The 25,570-nt window shown below is 55.2% G+C and carries 19 protein-coding genes; 8 read left to right on the top strand and 11 right to left on the bottom strand.

Annotation, left to right across the window (positions count from 1 at the left end):
- Window positions 1-84 precede the first annotated feature (84 nt).
- The 6 genes from WMO24_RS12655 to WMO24_RS12630 all read right to left on the bottom strand — a co-directional run bounded on the left by WMO24_RS12655 (window position 85) and on the right by WMO24_RS12630 (window position 10,168).
- Window positions 85-2,712, bottom strand: coding sequence for a cation-translocating P-type ATPase (locus WMO24_RS12655; RefSeq protein WP_407879022.1), 2,628 nt, complete (start codon window positions 2,710-2,712; stop codon window positions 85-87).
- 231 nt (window positions 2,713-2,943) lie between these two features.
- Window positions 2,944-4,323, bottom strand: coding sequence for an MATE family efflux transporter (locus WMO24_RS12650; RefSeq protein ID WP_349216780.1), 1,380 nt, complete (start codon window positions 4,321-4,323; stop codon window positions 2,944-2,946).
- A gap of 20 nt (window positions 4,324-4,343) precedes the next feature.
- Window positions 4,344-7,481: a UvrD-helicase domain-containing protein gene (locus WMO24_RS12645; RefSeq protein ID WP_349216779.1), complete on the bottom strand. Its 3,138-nt coding sequence runs from the start codon at window positions 7,479-7,481 to the stop codon at window positions 4,344-4,346.
- 93 nt (window positions 7,482-7,574) lie between these two features.
- A complete protein-coding gene (locus tag WMO24_RS12640; protein ID WP_349216778.1) occupies window positions 7,575-8,015 on the bottom strand; it encodes an aconitase X swivel domain-containing protein in 441 nt (146 codons plus the stop codon).
- Complete coding sequence (locus WMO24_RS12635; protein WP_349216777.1) at window positions 8,012-9,295, bottom strand: aconitase X; 1,284 nt, start codon at window positions 9,293-9,295, stop codon at window positions 8,012-8,014. The genes WMO24_RS12640 and WMO24_RS12635 overlap by 4 nt, the downstream gene beginning before the upstream one ends.
- Before the next feature lie 96 nt (window positions 9,296-9,391).
- Window positions 9,392-10,168 (bottom strand): HAD-IIB family hydrolase, encoded by a 777-nt coding sequence (locus tag WMO24_RS12630; protein ID WP_349216776.1) that lies wholly within the window; start codon window positions 10,166-10,168, stop codon window positions 9,392-9,394.
- 129 nt (window positions 10,169-10,297) lie between these two features.
- Between WMO24_RS12630 and WMO24_RS12625 the strand changes: the two genes are divergently transcribed.
- From WMO24_RS12625 to WMO24_RS12610, 4 genes are read left to right on the top strand one after another with little or no spacing between them, the layout of a single operon-like run.
- A complete protein-coding gene (locus WMO24_RS12625; RefSeq protein WP_349216775.1) occupies window positions 10,298-10,765 on the top strand; it encodes a MarR family winged helix-turn-helix transcriptional regulator in 468 nt (155 codons plus the stop codon).
- A complete protein-coding gene (glgB, locus tag WMO24_RS12620) occupies window positions 10,752-12,551 on the top strand; it encodes a 1,4-alpha-glucan branching protein GlgB (RefSeq protein ID WP_349216774.1) in 1,800 nt (599 codons plus the stop codon). Before WMO24_RS12625 ends, glgB begins: the two co-directional genes overlap by 14 nt.
- A gap of 55 nt (window positions 12,552-12,606) precedes the next feature.
- Window positions 12,607-13,161 (top strand): TIGR01440 family protein, encoded by a 555-nt coding sequence (locus WMO24_RS12615; RefSeq protein ID WP_349216773.1) that lies wholly within the window; start codon window positions 12,607-12,609, stop codon window positions 13,159-13,161.
- Complete coding sequence (locus WMO24_RS12610; protein ID WP_349216772.1) at window positions 13,158-13,865, top strand: YggS family pyridoxal phosphate-dependent enzyme; 708 nt, start codon at window positions 13,158-13,160, stop codon at window positions 13,863-13,865. Before WMO24_RS12615 ends, WMO24_RS12610 begins: the two co-directional genes overlap by 4 nt.
- 38 nt (window positions 13,866-13,903) lie before the next feature.
- On the opposite strand, the gene WMO24_RS12605 is transcribed toward WMO24_RS12610, so the two are convergent.
- From WMO24_RS12605 to WMO24_RS12595, 3 genes are read right to left on the bottom strand one after another with little or no spacing between them, the layout of a single operon-like run.
- Complete coding sequence (locus tag WMO24_RS12605; RefSeq protein WP_349216771.1) at window positions 13,904-14,197, bottom strand: MGMT family protein; 294 nt, start codon at window positions 14,195-14,197, stop codon at window positions 13,904-13,906.
- Window positions 14,187-14,885, bottom strand: a complete 699-nt coding sequence (locus WMO24_RS12600) for a DNA alkylation repair protein (RefSeq protein WP_349216770.1) — start codon at window positions 14,883-14,885, stop codon at window positions 14,187-14,189. The genes WMO24_RS12605 and WMO24_RS12600 overlap by 11 nt, the downstream gene beginning before the upstream one ends.
- A 47-nt stretch (window positions 14,886-14,932) precedes the next feature.
- Entirely contained in the window at window positions 14,933-15,721 is a 789-nt protein-coding gene (locus tag WMO24_RS12595; protein ID WP_349216769.1) for a YoaK family protein, read from the bottom strand.
- Between the two features lie 149 nt (window positions 15,722-15,870).
- Between WMO24_RS12595 and WMO24_RS12590 the strand changes: the two genes are divergently transcribed.
- Both WMO24_RS12590 and WMO24_RS12585 read left to right on the top strand, forming a co-directional pair.
- Window positions 15,871-16,785 (top strand): LysR family transcriptional regulator, encoded by a 915-nt coding sequence (locus WMO24_RS12590; RefSeq protein WP_349216768.1) that lies wholly within the window; start codon window positions 15,871-15,873, stop codon window positions 16,783-16,785.
- 39 nt (window positions 16,786-16,824) lie between these two features.
- The gene (locus WMO24_RS12585) at window positions 16,825-17,637 is read left to right on the top strand and encodes an alpha/beta hydrolase (protein WP_349216767.1); all 813 of its coding nucleotides are present in this window, start codon (window positions 16,825-16,827) and stop codon (window positions 17,635-17,637) included.
- Between the two features lie 37 nt (window positions 17,638-17,674).
- Here the strand turns inward: WMO24_RS12585 and WMO24_RS12580 are convergent, their stop codons facing one another.
- Together WMO24_RS12580 and WMO24_RS12575 are read right to left on the bottom strand one after the other, a co-directional pair.
- Complete coding sequence (locus tag WMO24_RS12580; protein WP_349216766.1) at window positions 17,675-20,260, bottom strand: NYN domain-containing protein; 2,586 nt, start codon at window positions 20,258-20,260, stop codon at window positions 17,675-17,677.
- 203 nt (window positions 20,261-20,463) lie between these two features.
- A complete protein-coding gene (locus WMO24_RS12575) occupies window positions 20,464-21,054 on the bottom strand; it encodes a TetR/AcrR family transcriptional regulator (RefSeq protein WP_349216765.1) in 591 nt (196 codons plus the stop codon).
- 205 nt (window positions 21,055-21,259) lie between these two features.
- Between WMO24_RS12575 and WMO24_RS12570 the strand changes: the two genes are divergently transcribed.
- On the top strand, window positions 21,260-23,368 hold the full coding sequence (locus WMO24_RS12570; protein WP_349216764.1) for an efflux RND transporter permease subunit: 2,109 nt from the start codon (window positions 21,260-21,262) through the stop codon (window positions 23,366-23,368).
- 3 nt (window positions 23,369-23,371) lie between these two features.
- A complete protein-coding gene (locus WMO24_RS12565) occupies window positions 23,372-25,501 on the top strand; it encodes a hypothetical protein (RefSeq protein ID WP_349216763.1) in 2,130 nt (709 codons plus the stop codon).
- Window positions 25,502-25,570: the final 69 nt, after the last annotated feature.

Genomic DNA, 25,570 nt, shown 5'->3' with positions numbered 1-25,570 from the left:
CCTTTAGGCGTGGCTAGTATTTTAGGGCTTTGCCCGCTTCTGAAGAACCACCAGCTTCGCTGGTGGGTTACTATTTTGAAATTTTTAGTTTTTGTGCAGTTTTCTTTGGAAGAATTTGACGCATTCTACAATGGGGATTACCACTACGGCCAGAAGCAATGCGATGGTATACTCCACCAGGCTGATGTGGGTGAATCCAAAAGCGTCCGAGATACCCGGCAGATAGATAACACCGGTGGTCAAGACCAGGCTGAGAAGCATGGCTCCCCACAGAACTTTGTTGTGGCTTCCCAGTTTGAAGACGCTGCCTCTCTGGCTCCGCATGTTGAAGGAATGGAAAATTTCCGCCATGCTCATGGTCAGGAAGGCCATGGTCATGCCATCCGGGCTGTTGGTGATCTCCCAAACACCGCTTTCCAGGAAATGACCGATGAAATAGGCCGCCAATGTGACCACTGTCACCATGGCACCCTGATACAGCACATCTGTACCCAGACCGCCTGCAAAAATGCCATCGGTGGCGCTGCGCGGTTTGCGTTTCATCAGGTCCGGTTCGCCTTTTTCCATGCCCAGAGCCAGGGCGGGGAAGCAGTCGGTAATCAGATTGATCCAGAGCAGGTGTACCGGCTCCAGAACGACGAAGCCCATCATGGTGGCCAGGAACACGCTCAAGACCTCGCTCATATTGGAGCCCAGCAGGAACTGAATAGCCTTGCGGATGTTATCATAAATCCGGCGGCCTTCACCCACAGCGCCCACGATAGTGGCGAAGTTGTCATCGGCCAGAACCATATCGGCAACATTTTTGGTAACATCGGTACCGGTAATACCCATTCCAATGCCAATATCCGCGCTCTTGATGCTGGGAGCATCGTTTACACCGTCGCCGGTCATGGCGGTAATACAGCCGCGTTTGCGCCATGCATTGACGATGCGTACTTTGTGTTCCGGTTGTACACGAGCATAAACGCTATAATGATCGATATGAGCAGCCAGCTCTTCGTCGCTGATCTCGTTCAGCTGAGAGCCAGTGAGCGCCTGGCTTTCGTCTTCCAGGATTCCCAGTTCACGTGCGATGGCCACAGCGGTGTCGTGGTGGTCACCGGTGATCATCACTGGCCGGATACCGGCAGTGCGGCATTCTTCGATGGCGGCTTTTACCTCCGGACGGATAGGATCGATCATACCCGTCAGGCCCAGGAAGGTAAGACCCTGCTCCAGCGCTTCAGGGCTGGTATCGGCGGGAAGCTGCTGATATTCTTTCTGTGCGGCGGCCAAAACACGGAGTGCTTTGTCTGCCATAGCTTTGTTGTCGGCAAGGATTCGATTGGCTGCTTCAGCAGTCAGTTCGCGTTTTTCGCCGTTCTCCATGTAGAAAGAGCAGCGTTTCAAAATTTCGTCGGGCGCGCCCTTGGTGTACTGAATGTAGCCCTGTTCCGTTTTATGGATGGTGCTCATCATTTTACGCATGCTGTCGAACGGCGCTTCAGCAACGCGGGGAGTCTGCGCTTCCATGTCGGGTTTCGAAAGATTTTCTTTCGATGCCCAGTTGACAAGCGCACATTCGGTGGGTTCACCAACGGCCTCACCATTGTCACCGGGCTTGGCGTCGCTGCACAGTGCCATGGCACGGCCGACGGTCTGCGCATCCCCGGTGTGTTCCACAACGGTCATTTTGTTCTGCGTCAGAGTTCCGGTTTTATCCGAGCAAATGACCTGCGCACAGCCCAGCGTTTCAACAGCGGTCAAGCGCCGGATCACAGCGTTTCGTTTGGACATGTTGGTAACGCCAATGGAAAGAACGATGGTAACAACTGCAGCGAGGCCTTCCGGAATGGCTGCAACTGCCAGACTGACCGCGACCATGAAGGTGCTGATGACCACGTCAAGGTGGAAATCGCCCGCACGGATCAGGCTGAATGCGAAAATGAACAGGCAGATGCCAAGAACCAGAACACTCAGCACCTTGCTGAGCTGGCCAAGCTTTTTCTGAAGCGGCGTTTCACCGTCCTGCGCGTCGGCCAGAGCACCGGCGATTTTACCCATTTCGGTGTCCATTCCTGTCCCGGTAATGACGGCGCTGCCGCGGCCGTAAACAATGGTACTGCCCATATATACCATGTTTTTGCGGTCGCCCAACGGGATGTCTGTTTCGGAAGAGGCAAGAACGTCTGTGTGCTTTTCCACCGGAACGCTTTCACCGGTCAGCGCAGCTTCTTCCGCTTTCATGCTTGCGCTTTCGAGGATTCTGGCATCCGCGGGAACAGCGTCGCCCGCCTCCAGGATGACCACGTCGCCGGGAACCAGCTCTTCGCTTTTCAAAACCACCATTTTCCCATCACGCAGCACTTTACTGGTGGCGGCGGTCATTTCCTGAAGCGCCTCAATGGCCTTTTCGGCCTTGCTCTCCTGATAAACGCCAAGCACTGCATTGATCAGAACAACGATCAGAATAATAAACACGTCGGCAAAACTTTCGCCTTCATAGGCGGCAGTGATTCCGGAAATCGCTGCTGCCACCAGCAGAATGATAATCATGGGGTCGCACAGTTGCTGGACAAACCGCTGGAACAAGGTGATTTTTTTACCTTCTTTCAGCTTGTTGGGGCCGTACTGTTCGGCACGGCGGGCGGCCTCCTGGCTGGAGAGACCTTCCGCAGTACTGTCAAGTTCCTGCAAAACAGCCGATGTTTCTTCGCAGTAGAATTTCAAGACACAACTTCCTTTCTTTGTTTGAGAAGAGTATGGGCGACAATAAAAAACGAGACTCATGTGCAACTCAAAAAAATTGCACATGAGTCTCGTTGTCACATTTAAGCCAGGTCGAAGGCCGTGTGTTGACTTAAACCACGCTGGACAGCGTGCAACTACTCCCTCATGAGTTATTCTTTTATTCATTATACAGCGCTTTGGGCAGAATGCAACACGTTTTGAAACAAAAACTTAAATTTGTACGACTTTTTGCGCTTCCTTCCGGGTCATTTCACGGCCGATGGTCAGAAGCATGGTAACATAGCAGGCGCCGCCGCCGATAAAGTTGGAAATGGGCTCGGCAAGAAAAACACCACTTACTCCCAGTGAGGCAACGTGCGGAAGCCAAAGAGTGAGGGGAATGACGATCACAACTTTGCGGAACAGCGAGAAGAAAATGGATTGCTTGGAACGCCCCAACGCCACTGCAACCGACTGCCCGGAAAATTGAAGAGCCATCATGAAAATGCCGAAGAAATAGAGATGCATGGCAGGAACACTGTCGGCTGCCAGCTGGGCGTCGGAAGTGAACATTCCCGCGAAAAACTGAGGAAACAGGAAAATGACCAGCCAGGTGAAAAGCGTGTAAATCACACAGAGCACGGTCATGAAACGAATGCCTTTGCGCACACGGCCGTATTCACAGGCACCGTAATTGTAACCCAGAACCGGCTGTGCCGCCTGTGTGATGCCGCTGACGGGGGTCAGAGCCACTTCTCGTACGGAGTTGACAATTGTCATAACGCTGACATACAAATCACCGCCGAATTGCTGCAGGGTGGAAGTACAGGCGATCTGTACCAGACCGTTGGTAACAGACATAATAAAACCGGACATGCCCAGCGTGATGATCCGGAATGTCTGCGGGAGGTTGGGCCGCATTTGCGAAAAACGCAGGCGAATGACCGCCCGCGGCCCGCACAGAAAATACATGGCCCAGACAGCGGAGAGAAACTGCGAGAGAACGGTGGCCAACGCCGCGCCCTGAACACCCAGCCCGAGAAGGAAGATAAACACCGGGTCCAGCACGATGTTGACGGCCGCACCCAGAAGGACCGTCATCATTCCCGTCCGTCCAAATCCCTGTGCATTGATGAAGCCGTTCATCCCAAGGCTCAGCATTACAAACAGGGTACCGCACAGATAAATGGTCAGATAATCATTGGCGTAAGGGTAGGTGACGTCGCTGGCGCCGAACAAGTAGAGCAACGGCGTTTTCAGCAGAAAACACAGAACGCTGAGAACAAGCCCGGTTCCCAGCAGGAGGGCGCAGGTGGCCCCCATGATCTGCCCGGCACCGGCGGAATCGTTCTTGCCGCGTGCAATGGAAAAAAGCGGGGTGCCGCCGTAACCAAAGAGATTGGCGAAAGCGGTAATCATCGTAATAATGGGAAATGCAAGGCCGACGCCTGCCAGCGCGCCGGCACTGGCGCCAGGCATATGCCCCAGATAAATGCGGTCCACTACATTGTAGAGTACATTGATGAGCTGCGCGAAGGTCATGGGAATCGCCAGGCGCAAAATGTTGGAAGCGACCGAGCCTTTTGAAAAGTCGCTGGTAGAAGAAGACATAAAATCACCTGATTGAAATTTTAGAGAAAACTCATTTGCTGGGCACTGGGAAGATGAACGTATTCAAGGGCATTTTCCCGGTGCAGGCGGCTGGTCTGTAATTCTTTCAGAAAGACAGACGCATCTCCGGTCCCGGAAAGAACCAGTTCTTCCCGGGCACGGGTCATGCCCACATAGAACAGTCGGCGTTCTTCTTCCAGTGGGGAACGGCCATCCTGCAGCGGAATGGTCCCGGCGGAAAGCCCGGCGAGAAAAACAACGGGAAATTCAAGACCTTTTGCTCCGTGCAGCGTCATCAAACGGACTGCTCCGGAAGCATATTCCTTTCGACTGGCACGAACGATGTCCCCTTCGCTTCCCAGAAGCAGCGTATCCAGCAAAGAGACCATCGTCTTGTGGAAAAGCGCAGTATCCAGCAGCCTCTGACGGGCGCCGCGCAATTCCTGACCGTGCCAGAAATCTTCCAGCAGGCGGTGCGGCCGTTCCCGCGCAACGCGGGGCAGAAAGGTGTCCACCTGCGCAAACCATTGCCCATACCAGCCGTCCGTACCAAGTGCGGCGCGAAGAGCGGCCCAATCCGAAGCAGCGGCACAGGCTTCTTCCGCGTGCCGAACAAGATCCGGCGGACAGTGCAAAACGCCGGCGAGATATGCATGCAGAGAAAGAGAGTCTTTCAAGTGGAGCAGATGCCGGAAAAAACCTGCCGCACCCCGCACGGATTCATCGGCCAGAAAATCGCCGCGCCCGGTGATCGCACAGGGGATGCCGTCGTGCAACAGGCATTCTTCCACCAAATCCAATTGACGGTGGGTTCGGCAAAGGACTGCAATATCGGAAAAGGCGCGCTGCGTGCCTTCCGTTTTGCCCTGAGCGGCCAGCATATCCACACCGCCGGTCATGCGTGCAATCTCCTTGGCGATGAAAATGCCTTCCGAGTAGGCGCTCGGCGCGTGAACAAACCGAATGTCCGCTGCATCCGGCTGATGGGCCTTCAAAACGCGCATGGGACCGGGATTGTGGCTGATCAGTTGAACGGCGCTTTCCAGAATGGCAGGTGAGGAGCGATAGTTGTCTTCAAAACGAATCTCCCGCAGCGGCGTAATGGTTTCCCGAAGCCGTTCAAAGCATCCCCCGCCGGCACCGCGGAATCCGTAGATCGACTGGTCGTCATCTCCGATGACAAACAGGTGTTCTCCTGCAGTATGCCATTTTTGAATCAGATCAAATTGAATGCGGTTGGTGTCCTGAAACTCATCCACCAGAAGAAACCGCAGGTGCTGCTGCTGTTCCGCAGAAAGCGGCTGTTCCAAAGCTGCCAGCAGGACATCGTCCAGATCCAGCAGACCTTTCTGGGCCAAAGCTGCGTTGTAATCGGCAAATCCTTCCGGTTCCGATGCTTCGGCTCCGCTTTTGAAACGGGAAACTTCATCCAGAAAGCGGCGGGGTGAGCCTTTGCGGCCATCGGCTGCCAAAACATCCCGCGCCAGTTCCAGCGCAAGCTCGTTGGAAATCATGGTCGGTGCGGGAAGCATGGCGAGGCAAAGGCTGTGAAAAGTGCCGATCTGAAGACCGCGAAGCGCCTGTCGGGAACCGAGCGCATCTTCCAGCCGCTGCGTCATTTCCTGGGCAGCCATACGAGTGAATGTGACCGCAGTAATTTGCGAGGGAGAGATTCCGCAGCTTTGAATCAGATATAGAATGTGCGAAACCAGTGTTTTGGTCTTTCCTGTACCGGGGCCCGCGATCACGGCGACCGCAGGCTGAAGCGCTTCAACGGCTTCCTGCTGCCGGTCATTGAGCGCTCCGGCCGGCATGGGCCGCTTTGCTTGTCTGGCAGCCTCTCGTTTTTGAAATACAGGCCGGGGGGATTCCGCGGGGGCTTGTGTGGGGACCGGCAGGCTCATCTGACCGTTCAATTCTTCCCGTTCGCCCGCGCGAAACAGTGAAATGGTGCCATACTCGCCGTCGTATCCGCCTAACCGTTGGACCTGGCCGGCACGAACACGGCGCACCCCCTCCGCAACGCAAAGACCGGCTGCGCGGCGGATGTCTTCCAGCGGAGCTTCGCGCAGAATGTAAAATTCCGGGCCTAAGGTGTGCAGAAGCTCTTCATAGGCGCGCTGCACTTTTTTGGAAGATTCACCGGTTCCGAGAGATGCTGCAAGAATCTGCGGCAGTGGAACCAGTGATTCAAAGGGTTTGGCATCCGGGCGGCAAAATCCCGCAGGGCGGTCCGCAAGTTCTTCGACCCGGTGCTCCACACCGATGGTCAGTTTGCGTCCACAGACCGGGCAGCGGCCGTCCAGCGCCTGCGTTTCTCCGGGAGTCAGGCGCACTTTGCAGTTCCGATGCCCGTCCAAATGGTACTTCCCCTCTTCCGGGAAAAACTCCACAGTGCCGGCCAGGCCGTCGCCGGTCTGAAGAGCGCGGGAGAGGGCTTCGTATGTGAGAGGGCCATCCAGCAGATTGGCCTCCCGGCCGAGTCGGGCAGGGGAATGCGCATCCGAATTGGAAATCAGCTGAAAGCGATCCAAAGCGGAAACCCGCCAATTCATGGGCGGGTCGGATGATAAACCGGTCTCCACCGCATGGATCATGGGGGCCAGATCCCCAAAACATTCTTCCACGGAATCAAAACCGGAAAAAGCACCGAACATGGAAAAGTGCGGCGTCCAGATATGGGCGGGGACAAACACGGCTTCCGGACAGCTGTCCAGCGTGATCTCCAGCAAATCCCGGCTGTCCAGGCCGAGAATGGGACGGCCGTCGGAGTGAATGTTGCCGATGGCTTCCAGTTTTCTGCTTAAAAGTTCGGCAGCTTCCAGGCTGGGCATCAGAATCAGATTGTGGACCTTGCGCGTTTTTCCATGGCGTTTATAAATGCAGCTGATCTCGCTGGTAAGAACAAAGCGGGGCACGGGAACGTCACCCCCTACGCCGGCGTCCAGCATTTCCTCAGAACGCAGTGTATAAAATCCGCCTGGCTGTTCCACCAGCTTGGCGCGCAGCTCTTCGCGCCAGGCAGGGTGGGTGAAATCGCCGGTCCCCACCAGAGCGAGACCTTTTCTGCGCGCCCACAGATCCAGATGAGGAAGGTCGCAGTCGCGGCTGGTAGCGCGGGAAAAGCGGGAATGAATATGCAGATCCGCCAGATACATGGGAACCGCCTCCTGTCCAGTGAAATCTTTTTCTATTTTAGCGCATTCCGGGCCAAAAGAAAACAGGCCGGAGTTTCCGGCCTGTGCTTTTGGCTATTCTACGGTAACAACACCATTTTCGCCTACAGTCACGGTGTCACCCGTGCGGACCGCCTGCAGGAATTCGTCGCCCAGACTGTCTACGGTAGGCATGGGATGCTCGCTCCAAACACCCGCCAGAATGGCGCCGGCGGCGGCCAGGCTGTCGATGGGTTTGGAGAACAGAAGACAGGCGGGCTGCCGGCCCATGCTGGCCGCTGTGAACAGAACCATGCCACCGGTGGTGGAACCAATGGTCTGCGGCAGACACAAAGCGGTGCCTGCCATGGGCTTTTTATACAGATCCGGGTTGTTCTGATCCGAACATTTTCCGGTCTTGTCACCAAACATCAAGCTTTTTTGGTAGCTGGCCAGCGTATTGAATCCGCTGTGTGTCACAAGGGCCTGTGCCTTGGCAGTGCCGGGCACGACCACACGTCCCTGAAATGTTTTCATGCGTGTTGACCTCCCTTCGTCAGAAAGGCGAGAATTTCGGAATCGGTGTAATACCGTGCGGTGGAATAGGTGCGCAGCTTGTTGGAATTGGTGATGACCGGCATTTTTCCGCACAGAGGATTGTTCATGTACATCAGCGGGCAGATGGAGGACAACACGATGCCCATCTCTGCCAGAACCTTTGCGCGGGGTGTGCTGCGGAACGCTTCGGCCACCGCGGGCGCGGCGGTGAATACGGTGGGAACCGCCACGCGGGTCCGTCCGCTGGCCTTCAACCCTTCCTGCACCTGATCGGTCCACTGTTCCAGCTGCGCCAGAGACAGATGCGGGCAGCCTACAAAACAAAGCTTGGGTGCGGCATTCGCGTCTTTCCAAATGCAGGGATAACTGGCTTTCACGCGTGCCAGCTCTGCATCGTCGATCACATAGGTCTGCGCATTTTCCGTGATGAGCGCCTCGCCCAGTTCACAGGCCTCCGGCGTCAGGTTGGCCACATGATACAGGCCCACGGCACCGTTGGAGGCGGTGGCGGCGCCCATATCTTTCAGGTAGGCTTTGGCTTCGTCGTTCAGTTCGGTGCCGAGCCACTGGTCCAGCCCGCGGATGTAAGGCACGTCTTCCAGCACTTTCATGCCGATGGCACTGCCGAGAACCTGCGCTTCCGGTTTCTGAGAAGTGCGCACTTCCACCACCCAGGTGGCCTTGCGTCCCTCGTCGGTCAAAAGGCCGAATTCCGGCACGCAGCCGGCGATGGAACCAAACAATTCAATAATTCCTGAATTGCGGTTGCAGCGGGCGCCCAGCACGCTGTTGGCGTACACAACGGCGCTGGATTCTGCCCAGCTGAGAATTTCGCCTTTCTGCGGTTCGTTGCCCACTTCGGGCATATAGCAGGTGCAGGTGAAGGCGTCTTTGGATACAAGGCCCAGCTTCTGCAGCTGCGCCTCATAGTCTGCCTGCTTGGAATACATGACGCGGAAAACAAGATTCTGCAGAAAATTGCTGGGAACGGCCGGGTCCAACGGCCGGGGGTCCATGGTAAACTTTTGCTGCGACAGTGCGCCGCCTTCGATCAATTGGTCCATCAGTTCGTAGACAGGTTTCATCATGGAAAGACCGAAGCTGGTCACCAGATGTCCCTGCTGAGACGTGACGGGCACCATGCGGGATGCGCCGAAGGTTTCGCCGTACATTACCAGCGTCTTCATCACTTTGGCCATCACTTCGCCCTGGCTTCCGTCCAGAACTGCCTGCTGCTGTTGCGTAAGCTGCATCGGCATACAGATTCCTCCTTCAACTGGGTTTCTTCTATCAAAGCGTACCGCGGAGCAGAGAAAAAGTCAACAAAAAATCCGCAATCGCATTTGCGCTGCCGCTCATTCAAACTGTTCCCGGTAAAGCTCTTTCAGAGTTTCTTCCACCCGGTCGCACAAAGCGTCAGCTGCTTCGCGCACTGCTTTTGGGGCTGTGCGCATGGCATAGGAACGGCCAGTGTAGCGCAACATGCCCAAATCGTTGAAGTTATCGCCGAAGCTGACCATATCCTCAGGCTGAAGGGAAAGCGCTTTTCGAATGATCTCCAGTCCATCTTCCTTTCCGGCTACGGTGAAATCCAGCCATTGCCGGCCGGAGACCGCCACGTTCAGGCGGTCTTTCCACGCATTGCCAAGAGCTTCTTCGTTTTCGGCCGCGCCGTTACGGCAGAAAGCGGATACTTTCAAAATGTCTTCTTCGATGGCGTCCAAGGAGGGCACCAGTGTGACATGGTTTCCCACGAAGTACCGGATATGATCCACGTAATCGTCCTGTTTGGGAAGCAGATAGGATGTCTGCTCACCGGAGATCAAAACCTCACAGTGCGGGCGCGCTAAAATACTGCGGCAGATGCTCAGGGCATCTTCGCGGGGAATGCAGGTTTTTCCGAGAACCTTCCCTTTGTAAAAAACGACCGCACCGTTTTCACACAAATAGAGAATATCGTCCGCCACGGGCGCGAACAGCCCCCGCAGACTGTTGTACTGCCGCCCGCTGGCCGCGCAGAACAGGACGCCCTGTTTTTGATAGGCGTCAATCAGGCGGAACAGCTCATCAGACACCTGAGTGCTGCCGTTCAAAAGCAGGGTGCCGTCCAGATCACTGGCAATCAATTTCATAGAAACAGTCTCCTCTTTTTAATCTTTTTTATTATAAGGAATCCTGTACAAGGGCGCAAGCACTTGACAGAACAGGGGAAAGGTTCTTATACTGAAAATAGTTCAAAAATGAACTTTTTGGAGGCGCTTATGTTTACGCAGTCACAGTTTCTTGCGGCACAGCAGCTTTTAAAAAAATTGTATGAAGTATGCTGCGAGCCGGTTTTGCAAAATTATGGTCTCACAAGGATGGAACTGGATGTGCTGATGATTCTTGCGGAAGAAAACGGGATCGAGGCAGCCGGGGAGATGGTCGCGCAGATGGGATTCACCAAGAGCCATGTCTCGAAAGCGGTGGAACAGCTGGTGCGCAGAGGTTGGGTTCAGGCGATCCGGGATGATCAGGACCGCCGGCGCCAGTGTCTGCGTCTCACAAAGGCAGCGCAGAGCGCAGTGGAAGAGGGGCGCCTTGCCCAGAAAAAACTGATGCGTTTTTTGTATCACGACATGGATGAGCAGGAAAAGAGGCAGGTCGATTCGTATCTTGTTCGCGCGGCGAAAAATGCCCAAAGCGCACTGGAACTGTATGAGGGAGGCAAAAAACATGGAGCTGTATGATTTTTATACCGGGCGCGCTTTTGAGGCCTATCATTACTTTGGCGCCCATGAGACAAAGCAGGGCTTTTTATTTCGCACCTATGCACCCGGTGCGGAGCGAGTGCTTCTGATTGGGGAATGGAACCAATGGGAGGGACAAAAAATGGAACAAAAGGGCCGCAGCGGTGTGTATGAATTGTGCACCGCTGATGCGCAGCCCGGCATGATGTACAAATACAAAATTTTCGGCGCGGATGGTTCCGAGCGCGACCACTGCGACCCCTACGGATTCCAGATGGAACTTCGTCCCGGCACCGCATCCATTGTTACAGCGGCTTCACGCTATCACTTTTCAGATGAGAAATGGATGCAGCAACAGAATAAGGGCTTTGACGGACCGATGAATATTTATGAGGTACATCTTGGGTCCTGGAAACGAAAAGAAGATGGCTCCTGGTACAGTTATGAGGAGCTGGCACCGGTGCTGGCGGAATATGCGAAGGAAAACGGCTACAATTATATTGAATTGATGCCGCTGTCCGAGCACCCGGCGGATTGTTCCTGGGGATATCAGAACACAGGTTTTTTTGCGCCCACCAGCCGGTATGGAACGCCCGACGGTCTGCGAAAACTGGTGGATACCTGCCACGAGATGGGGGTGGGGGTTCTGCTGGATTTTGTACCTGTGCATTTTGCTTTGGACGATTACGGCCTGAAGCAGTACGACGGTACAGCTTTGTATGAATATCCTCATGCCGATGTGGGGGAAAGCGAGTGGGGAAGCTGCAACTTCATGCATTCCCGGGGTGAGGTGTGCAGTTTTCTGCAGTCGTGCGCGCACTATTGGCTGGAGGAATTTCACTTTGATGGCCTGCGGATGGACGCAGTCAGCAGGCTGCTGTACTGGCAGGGGGACCCCGCACGCGGGGTGAATCACAATGCAGTGCGTTTTTTGCAAAGAATGAATGCCGGTCTGCGGCTGCTGCATCCGCGTGCGATCCTGATTGCAGAGGATTCCACCGACTATCCGAAGGTCACGGCACCGGTGGAATACGGCGGGTTGGGGTTTGACTACAAATGGGATCTGGGCTGGATGAACGATACGCTGGACTATTTCAAAAAAACGCCGGAGCAGAGGCGAAGTGTCTATCATCAGCTGACCTTTTCCATGATGTACTTTTATCAGGAACACTATCTTCTGCCGCTGTCTCATGACGAGAACGTGCATGGAAAAGCTACGGTGCTGCAAAAAATGTTTGGTGCTTACGAGCAGAAGTTTCCGCAGGCACGCGCATTTTACCTGTACATGATGATGCATCCCGGCAAAAAGCTGAATTTTATGGGAGCTGAGTTCGGGCAGCTGAGAGAATGGGACGAAGCGCGGGAACAGGACTGGCCTGTGTGTCGTTACCCGATTCACGATGCCTTTCTTCACTATATCCGGGAGTTGAATCATCTGTATCAGACGCACGATGCGTTCTGGCAGGGCGAATACAACCCGGCCCATTTTTCCTGGCTGGACTGTGCAAGCGAGGCGGACTGTACCTACACCATGCTGCGTGCCGGTGCACGGGAAAAGCTGGTGGCAGTGTTCCATTTTTCGGATGAAAGACAGCCCGGCTACCGCCTTCTCATGCCTGGTGCAGGGCGGCTGCGGCTTCTGCTGCACTCGGACTGGCAGCGGTTCGGGGGCGATGAAGAGGAGCGGAGCGTCCGGCTGAAAACAGGAAAAAAGAATGAATTGACGTTGGATTTGCCGCCTTTCAGCGCACAGCTGTTCCTGTGGGAAGAAACGCCGCTTTCTTGACGATGTACGGACACAGCGCTACAATAAAGGCAAGAACAACAAGGGAAGTGGCGCTATGGAAAAAGAACTGGAGGCTCAGGCGCGTCAGGCGGCGCAGGAGTTGTTGGATGCGGCGAAGCTGAAGCCGGGAGATCTGCTGGTGGTGGGGTGTTCCAGCAGCGAAATTTTGGGCCAGCGCATTGGCCGTGGCTCCAGCATGGAGGCGGCCGGTGCAGTGTATGACGGAATCGCATCCGTTTTGGAAGAGCACGGTGTTTTTCTGGCGGCGCAATGCTGTGAACATTTGAACCGTGCGATTGTGCTGGAGCGGGCGGCACTGCCTTTGGGAGCGGAAGTGGTCAATGTGCTGCCGCAGCCTCATGCGGGCGGCAGCTTCGCCACCACGGCCTGGCAGCGCATGAAGGACCCGGTGGCGGTGGAAGAGATTCGCGCCGACGCGGGGATGGACATTGGCGATACACTGATCGGAATGCATCTGAAGCGGGTGGCAGTGCCCGTCCGTTTGAGCATTCGCCGCATTGGTCAGGCGAATTTGGTCTGTGCCCGCACACGCCCCAAGTTTATTGGCGGAAGCCGTGCGGTGTACGCTCCGGAGAAGGAATTGAGATGACAGAACAACAGCTTCGGGAAAATGTGGCGCAGGTTCGCCGCCGTATGGCGGATGCGGCCGCCCGGGCGGGCAGAGACCCGAAAGAAATCCTTTTGTGCGCGGCCAGCAAAACGCAGGACGCAGCCACCGTGCGCCTGGCGGCAGAGATGGACATTGATCTGTTCGGGGAAAACCGGGTACAGGAGCTGACGGAAAAGCATGCCGCCAATGCCTATGGCAGTAAACCTCTGCATTTCATTGGGCATCTGCAAACCAACAAAGTACGCCAGGTGGTGGGAGTTGCCTCTCTGATTCAGTCGGTGGATTCCGAGCATTTGCTGAATGCGGTCAACAGGCAGGCGGAGAAGAAAGAACTTTGCCAGGAGATTCTTCTGGAGATAAACATCGGTGCGGAAGCGAGTAAAAGCGGTGTTTCTCCCGCGCAGTTGGACGCGTTGGCGCAGGCAGCCGGCCAGCTGGAGCATGTGCGCGTGCGCGGCCTGATGGCCATTCCGCCAGCAGACTGCACTGAGGCGCAGACCCGGTGCTATTTCGAGCAAATGCGCATGCTTTTTGAACGTCTGGACGCACAACAGATTCCCAATGTGCAAATGGATTACCTCTCCATGGGTATGAGCGGCGATTTTGAGAGCGCGATTTTAGAGGGGGCGAACATCGTGCGTGTGGGCACGGCACTGTTCGGTTCCAGAAGTTATCCTGTATAAGAAAAATCCGGCAGCCTGATGGCTGCCGGATTTTTGGTTCAGGGCCAGGAAAAACGGGTCATATCCACACGGCCGTCCGGAAGAAAACAGACGCCCTCCGCGGCCAGAAGCTCCCGCTGTTCCGTATAGCTTGGGCACAAGCGACCGTCCCGGTTGACCACCCGGTGGCAGGGAACATGTGCTTGTGCGGGGCAGGTGTGCATCACATATCCCACAATGCGCGCCGCACGCGGGTTTCCCGCCAAAGCTGCCAGACAGCCATAGCTGGCCACCCGACCAGGCGGAATTTGACGGGCTGCGGCGTAAACCCGCTCGGTAAACTCACTGCGCACAGCTTTCCAGCTCCTTTCTCCACTGGCGAAGCACTGCTTTTTGCTGTGGGCTGGCCTGACGGGATTCGCAGATTTTTCGCACGGTCAGGCGGCGGATCTCCGGGTCAGTCAAATGCTGCATGGCAGCAAAGGTGGCTTTGGGAAAACGCACATAATACATGGAGAGCGCCCACGCAACCGCCATTTGTACCGAAGGATGCGGATGGTTCACACAAATCAGCTGCTGCAGCGCTGCATCCAGATACTCCTGGGTGCGGTAGTGGTCCAAAAGCATGACCACGGCGAACCGTACCGAATAAGGGAGGGGCGAGTGAAGCAGCGGCAGGAGAAAATCCCACACCTCCCGGGGAAAGCGCTGTGCGATGCGAAGGCCGCAGCAGAAACTGTCACAAACCGACCAGTTGGTGATTTTGGGAAGGAATTGCGCAACAGCCTGCAGTGTCTGCCCGAGAGGAGCTTCGGCGCTGCCGATGACCATTCCCTGCAGCATGATCTCTTCAAAGGTCTCGTCTGTCAGCTGCTCCAAAGCAGGCGCAAGCCCCTGCCGGGACAGTACGCGTGCCATTTTGCGCAGACTGGGAAGGCGAACTCCCAGCAGAGGAATGTCCAGCGGCGGGAGCAACCGGCTGGAAAACGCGGCGTATTCCGGCTCCGCCAGTGCATAAAGCTGCTGTTGAACGTATGTCACAAAACTCACCTCAGAGGAATTGTAACATGTCCGGACAGTTGCTGCAATCACCGTTCATCTGGATTGTGCAGTTCTTTGGCTTGCTGCTGAATCTCCTGGCTCAAGGCATGTCCGATATTGCGTGCCTCGGCTTCTGCCTGCGCTGCGTCGGTGCGTATATGGGTCCATGCGGTTTGAATTTCCGCGTTTTCCTGAATGTCTTCTTTCAGGAACATCAGAGAAAAGCCGATTGACAGCAGTGCACAGCATACCCAGATGGTTCGAAGCCCCAACTGGCCGCAAAGCATTCCGCCGGTTCCCGCGCCCAGGGCAAACAGGCCGATCACGCCAAAATAGTGACCGGCTTTTTTCACCAGCGCGGAATCTTTGGTGCGCAGATAAGCGCTGAACGCCTCTACACCGCTGCGCAGATTGCCGATGCACATCGTGCTTGCGTACGGATATCCGTTAATTTTGCGGAATGCCTGCACCTGCATGGCACAGGCAAACGATACAAGGGCATTTCCGGCAAGATCCATTGAAGAGGGAAAAAAGCCGACGGCGAACAAAAGCAGAATTTCGCCCAAAACGATCAGCTGGCGCCAATGCACAGCGCGAAGAGCCGCATAGCGTGCACGAATCTGTTCAGCGATGAATACACCGAATGCAAACGCGAACAGCGGCACCAGATAGTGAACTCCGCCCAGCCACTCTCCGGCAAAAAAGCATTGGCTCATCAAAACAATGTTCCCCGTTTGGGCATTGGCAAAGACCTTCCCGCGCACGCAGTAAGAATAGGCATCCTGTAGTCCGCCGGAAAAAGTAAGAAGCGCTACTGTGGGCCAGGATTCTGACATCTGGCGGCTGCATTTTGGTTGTTTCAAAGAAATCACCCCGTGTTTTCGTTGCGATTTTTTCGACTACTTATTATAATAAGGGTGTTCCTCTGTGTAAAATGTATCTTTTGTATGGATGATATGTCAAATTGATATAATAGGAGTATTGTATGAACGTACACTACGATTATTACCGCATCTTTTATCATGTGGCCCAGTGTGGCAGTTTCAGCCGTGCGGCACAGCGGTTGGGGGCAAACCAGCCCAATATCACGCGCAGCATCAATCGGTTGGAGGCACAGCTGGGGTGTCGGCTGTTTTTGCGGTCGGTGCGCGGTGTGGAACTCACGCGGGAGGGAGAACGCCTGATGGAGCATGTCCGGGTCGCGTATCGTCATCTTCGCGCGGCAGAGATGGAGCTGAAAAAGGATGCGGAGCTGAAGGATCAAACCCTTGCCATCGGTGCCAGCGAAACTGCGCTGCACCTGTTTCTATTGGACCGGCTGCAATGGTTTCGGCAGGCTTTTCCGGGGGTGCGGCTGCACATTTCCAATCACTCAACACCGCAGGCAATGCAGGCGCTGCAAGCAGGGCAGATCGATCTGGCAGTTGTGACAACCCCGGCCGATGCGCCCGCGCCGCTCAGAGAAACCCCTTTGCTGGCTTTTCAGGAAATTCTGGTGGGAGGAACACAGTTTGAAGCGTTTTCGCATCGGCGCATGAGCTGGAAGGAACTGGCGCGCCAGCCCATGGTGGTTCTGGGAAGAAGCACCATGACCTGGTCCTTTTACCAGCGGGTCTTTTCCATGCACGGGGTTGCACCGCAAACAGATACACAGGCGGAAACAGTCGATCAGATCCTGCTTTTGGTGCGACACAATTTGGGGCTGGGCTTTTTGCCGGAGCCGATGGCGCGTGAGGCCATTCGCCGGGGAGAAATTTTTGAAATCCCCTTGGAAACACCGGTTCCCAGTCGGCACGTCTGCCTGGTGCAGAACAGCGCCAAGGCGCTCAGCCCCGCGGCAGAGGCGCTGCGGTCGCTTTTGTGTGAAGAAGGACTGTTGAAGGAAGAACAGAATTTGTGATAAACTGAAGGAAACATTGGTGCGAAAGGGAGAGAGAATATGAAAAGCTTTGTTCACACATTGCCCGGCGGGGCGACGCTTCAGGCGTATCTGCACGAAGAGATATGCGGATCAGACGGACAGCTCTGGGGGCCGCGGCCGGCGGTGATTCTCTGCCCGGGCGGCGGCTATGCGTTTACTTCGCCCCGGGAGGCCGATCCACCCGCATTTCTGTTTTTGAATATGGGGCTGCAGGTTTTTATTTTGCATTATCGCGTGGGGGAGCAGGCCGGCAAACTGCAGCCGATGGAAGATTTGGCGCGCAGCATCCTTCTGGTGCGTGAGCGGTGCAGCGAGTGGGAAATTGACCCTGACCGCGTGGCGGTCATGGGGTTTTCTGCCGGGGCGCATCTGGCGTGCAGCCTGGGGGTCCATTGGGACGATGAGGAGCTGGCGCGCCGCTGCGAAGTGAAAGAGGTGCGCCGGCTTCGCCCGGACGCCATGATTCTGGCCTATCCGGTCATTACAGCCGGCACGTTTGCGCACCGGAAAAGCATCGAACTGGTCAGTGCGGACAGCGGCCGGCCGCAGGAATACTGGAGCCTGGAAACGCAGGTGAACGATCAAACGCCGCCTGCTTTTTTGTGGCACACCATGGACGACGCCGGGGTGCCGGTGGAAAACAGCTTCCTTCTGGCACAGGCGCTGCACAAAGCGGGCGTGGAGTGCGAGTGTCATCTTTTCCCGTCGGGATGCCATGGAATGTCTGTTTGCACCGGGGAGGTATATACGCCGTCCGCCACGGTCGGTATGTGGGTCCCGCTGTGCAAAAACTGGTTGGAGCATCGCTTTGGGCCGCTGGGCGGTCTGTAAAAAAAGGACCCGTACGGTTCGTACGGGTCCTTTTCGGTTATGTCCGCATCATGCGGTCGTTCCGGCGATTGCTTTCCGCGATGATCTGACGAATTTCGGTATTGGCAAGTTCCACTTCCTCATGAAAGATGGAGGCGGAAACACGAAGTGCGCCGTGCCCGAGAATGATCAGCTGTTCCGCGCCGTCCGACGTGGCCACCCGAACCCGGCGGTGCCGGGCCAGCTGGTAAGTGGCTTTTTCAATGTACATGTCGGCGGTCTCGGCTTCTTTGGTGTATACAATGTGGATGTTCTGATACTTGACGACCTCGCCTGCGTTCCGCTTTACCTTATAGGCGTCAAATACAAGAATGACAGCGCATTTTCGAAAGCCCTGATAGTTGCACAGAATATCCGCCAGAGCCTGCCGGGCGGCGTCCAGGCTGGTGCGTGCCAGTTCTTTTAGCTCGTCCCATGCGAAAATGATGTTGTAGCCATCCACCAGAAGATATTCGGGGCCTGACGGCTCAAACTGGTATTCCTGTGGCGGTTCCACCGGCTTGCGGAACAGTTCCCTGCGTCTGGAAGGACCATAGGTCCGTTCAAAAATCGAGGCAAGTTCCGCGTCCTCGGCAAGCGATCCGCCTGCGGTGCGTGAGACCGGCCCGCTGCGGTTTTCCTGCGGAGGAGAGGGTCGCTTCATCAGACCGCTCTCCACATGGGCATGAGCGGGGACCTGATCCCAGGGAACCACATAGCCTGCCCCGTGCGAGCAGAAAACCGAGTCGGCGGGATTTTCAGTATCCCGTGCCGGATCGTACCCGATTTCTTCCAGTACCTGTTCCGGGTTGTGGCAGGGTTCGTATCCGCTCAGTGTGCAGGACAGGCGGCCCTGCCCTTTGGTGTAGCCGGCCATCTCCAAAGCATATCCCTGCATCTCCGCCACGGGAGCACGCCCTGTGAGCACGGTGCAGGTGTCCAGAGTCTGGGGCGGGTCAAAGGTCCCGCCCATCCGCTGCACATCGGCCAGTGCACGGCCCATCTGTTCTGAGGGGATTTCCAAGCGGAAGGCATACCACGGTTCCAGAAGAATGCTTTCCGCCTGCATCAGCCCCTGACGAACAGCCCGATAGGTGGCTTGCCGGAAGTCGCCACCCTCGGTGTGTTTCAGATGGGCGCGCCCTGTGGTCAGTGTGATTTTTAAATCTGTGATGGGGCTTCCGGTGAGAACGCCGGGGTGCTCTCTTTCTGCCAGGTGTGTGAGAATCAGTCGCTGCCAGTTTCGGTCCAGCACATCTTCGCTGCAGATGGTATCAAATTGAAGTCCGCTGCCGCGCGCCAGGGGCTCCAAAAGCAGATGGACCTCAGCGTAGTGACGCAGCGGCTCAAAATGTCCGACGCCCTCCACCGGGGCGGCAATGGTTTCTTTGTATACGATTTTTCCGGGCCCAAAACCCACCGAAAATCCAAACCGCTCCAAAATCAGTCGTTTTAAAATGTCCAGCTGCACCTCGCCCATCATCTGAAGCTGAATCTGTTGTACCTGCTCTTTCCAGACAATGTGCAGCTGCGGATCTTCTTCTTCCAGTTGCCTGAGCTGTGCGAGGGCCCGGTGAACATCACACCCTTCGGGGAGGCGTACTTCACAGCTTGTGACAGGCTGCAGAACCGGGCGCTGGCCGTCGCCTTCTGTACCAAGGCCCTGGCCCGCCCAGGTGTGGTTCAGTCCGGTTACCGCACAAACAGTGCCTGCTTCCGCGACATCTGCGGTTTGAAACCGGGCGCCGGAATAAATGCGAATCTGATCGATTTTTTCCTGCCAGGCAGGACCTTCGTCAGGTCCGCTGCCGGAGACAAGCGCCTTTACCCGAAGCTGGCCACCGGTCACCTTTAAATAGGTCAGCCGTGCACCCTGCGGGTCACGGACAATTTTGTAGACCCGGGCACCGAATTCATCCGGACGTTCCGGGCACAGGACAAAATGCTGGAATTGTTCCAGAAACTCCCGGATACCGTCCAGCCGAAGCGCGGAACCGAAAAAGCAGGGGAACAAGCCCCGCCAGGCGATCAGACATGCCACGTCCTGCTGGTCCAATGTTCCGTTTTCCAGATAACGTTCCAGCAGTGTTTCGTCCAGCAGGGAAACAGCCTCGCCAAACTCGGCGCTCTGCGGCTGCGAGAAGTCCACGCAGGCGGGGCTCAAGCGTGTTTGAAGCTGCTCCAGCACACGCGTTTTGTCCGCTCCGGCCAAATCCATTTTGTTGATGAAGAGAAAGGTGGGAATGTGATAGCGTTCCAGCAGATTCCATACGGTTTGAGTGTGGCTTTGTACGCCGTCCGTTCCGCTGATCACCAGAATGGCGTAATCCAGTACCTGCAGCGTTCGTTCCATCTCACCGGAAAAATCTACGTGGCCGGGCGTGTCCAGCAGTGTCAATGTGAATGCAGGCAGAGAAAGCACGGCTTGCTTGGAAAAAATCGTGATGCCGCGTTCCCGCTCCATTTGGTCTGTATCCAGAAATGCGTCCTGATGATCCACGCGTCCAAGTTTTCGCAGGCTGCCGCCGCAATAGAGCAGCGCCTCAGACAATGTGGTTTTGCCGGCGTCCACATGGGCCAGAATCCCAACCGCAATTTTTTTCATACGTCTCCATCCCTGTTGTAAAATCGTTTTTTATTTTAACACATTCCACGGCGTGGTGCCACTGTGTGCATGGTTTGCAAAGAGGAAAATATTTCGGAACAGGCGGCGGTTTCGAGGCCGTTATGGGGGAACATATTCTGTTTCAGAATTCAAGAAAAGTCATATAACAAAAAGCGCGCAGGCACTTGCCTGCGCGCTTTTTTTCAGGAAAGACTTTGCCGGATAATGCGATACAGCGTCGGCTTCATGTGGTCAATGGTGTCCGGCTTCCCTTCAATAATGGAGGAATAGCACACAGAGCCGCACATCTCCACCAGTACAAACATCAGCTTGAACAGCTCATCTTCGGAGTATCGCTGCGCCAGAGGGCTCTGCGCAAGATCCTGTGCAAGATTTTTCCACAAAGGATCGCTCTGGTCCGAGAATGCCTGCCGGACCATGGGCCACGAGAAATTGCGCTCCAAAAGCTGAAGCTGAAGTTTGTTGTATTTAAAATACTCCACAATGTAGTCGACCATGGTGACTACATTTTCCGCGAAATCCGTCGAGCTGTGCTGGCGCATCGCATGATATGCCTCACTGAGAATGCGGGTGGAGATTTTTTCCACCAGCTTTTGGAGCAAATCTTCTTTGTTTCGGAAGTAGAGGTAGAAAGTCCCTTTTGCAACATCTGCTTCCCGCACAATTTCATCAATGGACGTTTTTAAAACGCCTTTTCCGAGGAAAAGCTTGTAAGCCGCATCCAGAAGATGCTGTTCCTTTCCTTCCCGCTGCAATGGGGTTTGCCTGGGCACAGGGACATCCCTCCTTCCTTTATTTAAAAGTATATCGGTGCAAGTGGGCTTTTTCAAGGCTTTTTTTGCTTTACAGCAAAATGACCAAAAGTCATTTTTGAAAGATAATGACTATTGGTCATTTTTAATCTTGCGTTATTTCGTATATTCGTTTATACTTGTGGCATCGCTAAAAATGACTGTTAGTCAATAAGGAGTGACCGCAATGGAGCGATTTGCAAAATTTGTGGTTCATCACCGGAAATTGGTGCTGCTGATCGCGGTGTTGCTGCTGATACCGTCGGCTTTTGGCGCGGTGGGAACCTACATCAATTACGATATCCTGACCTATCTTCCGCCGGAACTGGATTCCATGGTGGGAGAGCAGTATCTGGAAAATGATTTTGAAATAGCAAGTACCGCGATGATCACGGTGGAACACATGCAGACGGCGGATGTGCTGAAAATGAAAGAGGAAATTGCAGCAATCCCCGGCGTGGAGGATGTAATGTGGACCAGTGATATGGTGGACGTCACCGTTCCGCGCGAAATGCTTCCGCAGGACATCCAGCGCTTTTTCTACAACGGTTCCGGCGCCACTATGTTGATCGTGCGCTTTTCAGGAACCAGCGCAAGTGCTGAAACCATGAATGCAATCGGGCAGATCAAAACGGTTTTGCGCAAGGATTGTTTTATCGGCGGGATGTCTGCAATTTTGGCAGATACAAAAGCTTTGATTGACCGCGAAATGCCGCTGTATGTTTTGTGTGCGGTGGCATGTTCCATTCTGGTGCTGTTCCTCAGCTTAAAGGGAACGGTGGTGCCGTTCGTGTTCATGCTGGGCATCGCGTTTCCCATTGTGTACAATTTCGGAACCAACTATTTTCTGGGGCAGATCTCTTACATTACGCAGGCGCTGGCCACGGTCCTTCAGCTGGGTGTAACCATGGACTTTTCCATTTTTCTGCTGCACCGCTATGAAGAGGAAAAACGCCGTCTGGGCGTAGGGGAGAACCAGCGTGCATCCTGCGAGCAGGAAGAGCAGGCCATGGTAAAAGCCATCTGTAATACAGCGTCTTCCATTGCGGGTTCTTCCCTGACAACGATTGCCGGTTTTTTGGCAATGTGCACGATGAGCCTGGCGCTTGGAAAAGACATCGGTATTGTCATGGCCAAGGGTGTGGCGCTGGGAGTCATCTGCACGGTCACGGTTCTTCCCGCGTTGATCATGACGTTCCGCAAGACCATTGAACGCCATACGCACCGGACATTTATTCCCAAACTTTCCCGCACAGCCCGGTTTGTCACGCGGCACAATGTTGCGGTGCTTTTGGTATTTGTGGTGCTGTTTATTCCGTTTTCAGTGGCGCAGAGCAAGACCAGCGTGTATTACACGTTGTTTGACAGCCTGCCGCAGGATATGGACGGAATCGTGGGCACAAACCGTTTGAAAGAAGACTTTGACATGACCACCACGCATTTCATTCTGGTGGACGAAGGACTTTCCAATCATGAAATGACACAACTTACCAAAGAGCTGGAACAGGTGGACGGGGTCCATCAGGTCATGAGTTACGAGAAGTTTTTGGGCGGCGGAATTCCGGACAGCATGATTCCTGATGAGATCCGTGGAATTTTTCATGCGGGTGGCCACCGGATGCTGCTGGCCAATTCCAGCTATGAAAGCGGCTCCGATGCGCAGAACCGGCAGCTGGACGAACTGAATGCCATTGTCAAGCGGTATGATCCCGATGGAGTAATCAGCGGAGAAGGTGCCATGACAAAAGATTTGATTCAGGTGGCGGATACAGATTTCCGCAATGTGAATATCACATCCATTCTGGCGGTCTTTGCCATCATCGCGGTGGTTTTCCGTTCCGCGTCGATTCCGGTCCTTCTGGTAGCAGCCATCGAAAGCGCCATTTTCATCAATTTGGGTATTCCTTATTTTACGGGCTCCGTGCTTCCGTTCGTCGCCAGCATCGTCATTGGCACCATTCAGTTGGGGGCAACCGTGGACTATGCCATTCTGACGACAACACGATTCCGTGAGGAATTGGAGAACGGGCACCACACGCGCGAAGCGGCCCGGATTGCAGTGGAGCAGTGCAGCCAAAGTATTTTGACCAGTGGCCTGACCTTTTTTGTGGCAACTGCAAGCGTAGCGGTCATCTCAAAAATGGAGCTGATCAAAAGTCTGTGCCTGTTGATCAGCCGCGGCGCGCTGATCAGCATGGCGGTGATCCTTCTGGTTTTACCGGCACTTTTGATTGTATTTGCACCGCTGATCCAGCGCACAACCTGGCACTGGCCGAAACAAACGAAAGGAGTTTGAACGATGAAATCGTATTTGAAAAAAGCAATGTGTCTGCTGTTGAGTGCCGCTGTTCTGGCAAGCGCGTCTGTGCCTGCCTTTGCGGACTCTTCGGAAGTGACCAAGGACGAGAACGTGTATATCCTGCTGCATTCGGACGGTTCCGTAAAAAGTCAAACCGTCAGCGACTGGCTCCACTGCGACAGCGGGTTGGCCGGTGTGACGGATCCCACAACGCTGTCCGACGTGGTCAACCTGAAAAGTGATGAGGCTCCCGCAGTGGAGAATGGGGCGCTCATGTGGAATACAGAGGACACAGACGTCTATTATCAGGGGAAAACAGAGCAGACGCCGCCGGTGACAGTATCCATCCGGTATGAACTGGATGGAAAAGAGATGCCTGCAGAGGAAATGCTGGGGCAGGCGGGGCACGTGAAAATTACCCTTTCGCTGGTCAATCATGAAAAACACCCGCAGGAGATTGGCGGTACCGTTCGTAATGTGTTCACGCCATTTATCACGATGGTAGCAGCGGACTTGCCGCGGGAACATTTTTGGAATGTGAACATTCCGCATGGAAGCGTACAGACGGATTCTCAGAACCAGATGGCGTGTGCGGTGGCACTTCCGGGAATGCAGGAGACGTTTGATGGCCTCCTCACAGGAAAGATGAGCAGCCTGAAAGACTATTTCCTGGATGAGATTGTTGTGGAAGCCGACACGGATTCCTTTGTCATGCCGTCCATTCTTCTGGCTGCGGCAACCAGCATGGAAGAACTGGAAAAACAGGTGGATTTCCCGGATTTGGACGGAACGCTGCGTGAGCTGAAAAGCGGCACCGCGCAGTTGGATGACGGTGCGCGCCAGCTGGCAGAGGCCACTGAAACGCTGCGTGGAAAAATGAACGAATTTGCGGCGCAGTACAACACCTTTGACGCCGGTGTGGATGCAGCATATGCCGGCTCCAAAGAAGTCAAAGGCGGAGCACAGCAGCTTTCCGAAGGGGCGCAGAACCTCACGACGGGTCTGGCTGCACTGAAAAACGGGGCGGCTCAACTGGATGCCGGAACAAATGCGCTGAAAAGCCAGCTGGATCAGTCGTTGCTGCCGGGACTGACGGCGGCAGGCGCACTTCAGCAGAAGCTGAACGAAGAAATGCAGAATGCGCAGCAGGCGTTGAACGGCGTACCGGAGACCAGCGATTTGCAGGCTGCGGTCGGTGCAGTAACGCAGGCCTTGAACGGTGCGGCGGCAGATGCGGGCGCGGCCGCCCAGAACGCGGTGACGGGGGCGGCTTCCAATGCGGCAGGTTCTGTAAAGGAGCAGTGCAAAGCGGCCGTTCAGGCGGCGATGGATGCAGACGGCACATTGACGCCGGAACAGCAGACGGCCATTCTGGCCGCGTTGGACAGTGTTGGCTACGATGCTTCTCAGGATGCAGCCGCTGCCAACGGTGCGGTCCAGCAGGCGGTAGGTGCACAGGCGCAGACCGTTCAGCAGGTACTGGCGCCGCTGGCAGGCCTGGATACCACGGCTTTAAAGGGGAGTTTCGGAACCGTGAGCACAGATGCGGCCACCCTGTTGACCATGATGAATGAAATGACAGGCAAACTGTACAACGAACAGGATAATTCCGCCACGTTGTACGGCGGCGCGGTGCAGCTGAAAGAAGGCGCGGACCAGCTTCTTGGCGGAATGGAGCAGATCGGAGCCGGTGCAGATGCTTTGGCCGCGGGTGCTGCCAAACTGGACGGTGGTGCGGCCAGCCTGCAAAGCGGCCTGGAACAGTTATCCTCTTCCAGCAAAGTGGTCAAAGACGCGATTGCACAGTTCCAGTCCGGCTCTTCTCAGCTGGCAGGCGGGGCGTCGACGCTTCAAAGCGGAATGAGCGAATTCCGCAGTAAAACGGACAGCGCTGCGGGTCAGCTGGATGCGGCGCAGCTGGACCAGATCAGCCAGATTGCACAGGCACTGGAGGAGCAGGCAAATGCCTATACCAGCTACACAGGTGCGGCTGAGAATGTGCGCGCCAGTGTGAAGTTTGTGATGAAGGTCGAAGGACCGGAGCAGACCGGAACGCAGCAGGAACAGAGTTCCGGGCAAAGTGTGCAGGATACTACCTTTTGGGATCGGGTCAAAAATTTATTCCAGTGAGAAAGAACAAAACGAGGGGACTGGCACAGGCCGGTCCCCTCGTTGTTTGTGCGGCTCAGTCTCTTTCCG

The sequence above is a fragment of the Ruthenibacterium intestinale genome, assembly GCF_040096265.1.
Classification (GTDB): Bacteria; Bacillota; Clostridia; order Oscillospirales; family Ruminococcaceae; genus Ruthenibacterium; species Ruthenibacterium komagatae.
Note: the sequence above shows the minus strand (reverse complement) of the source record. Positions and strands in the feature narration are given on the sequence as shown.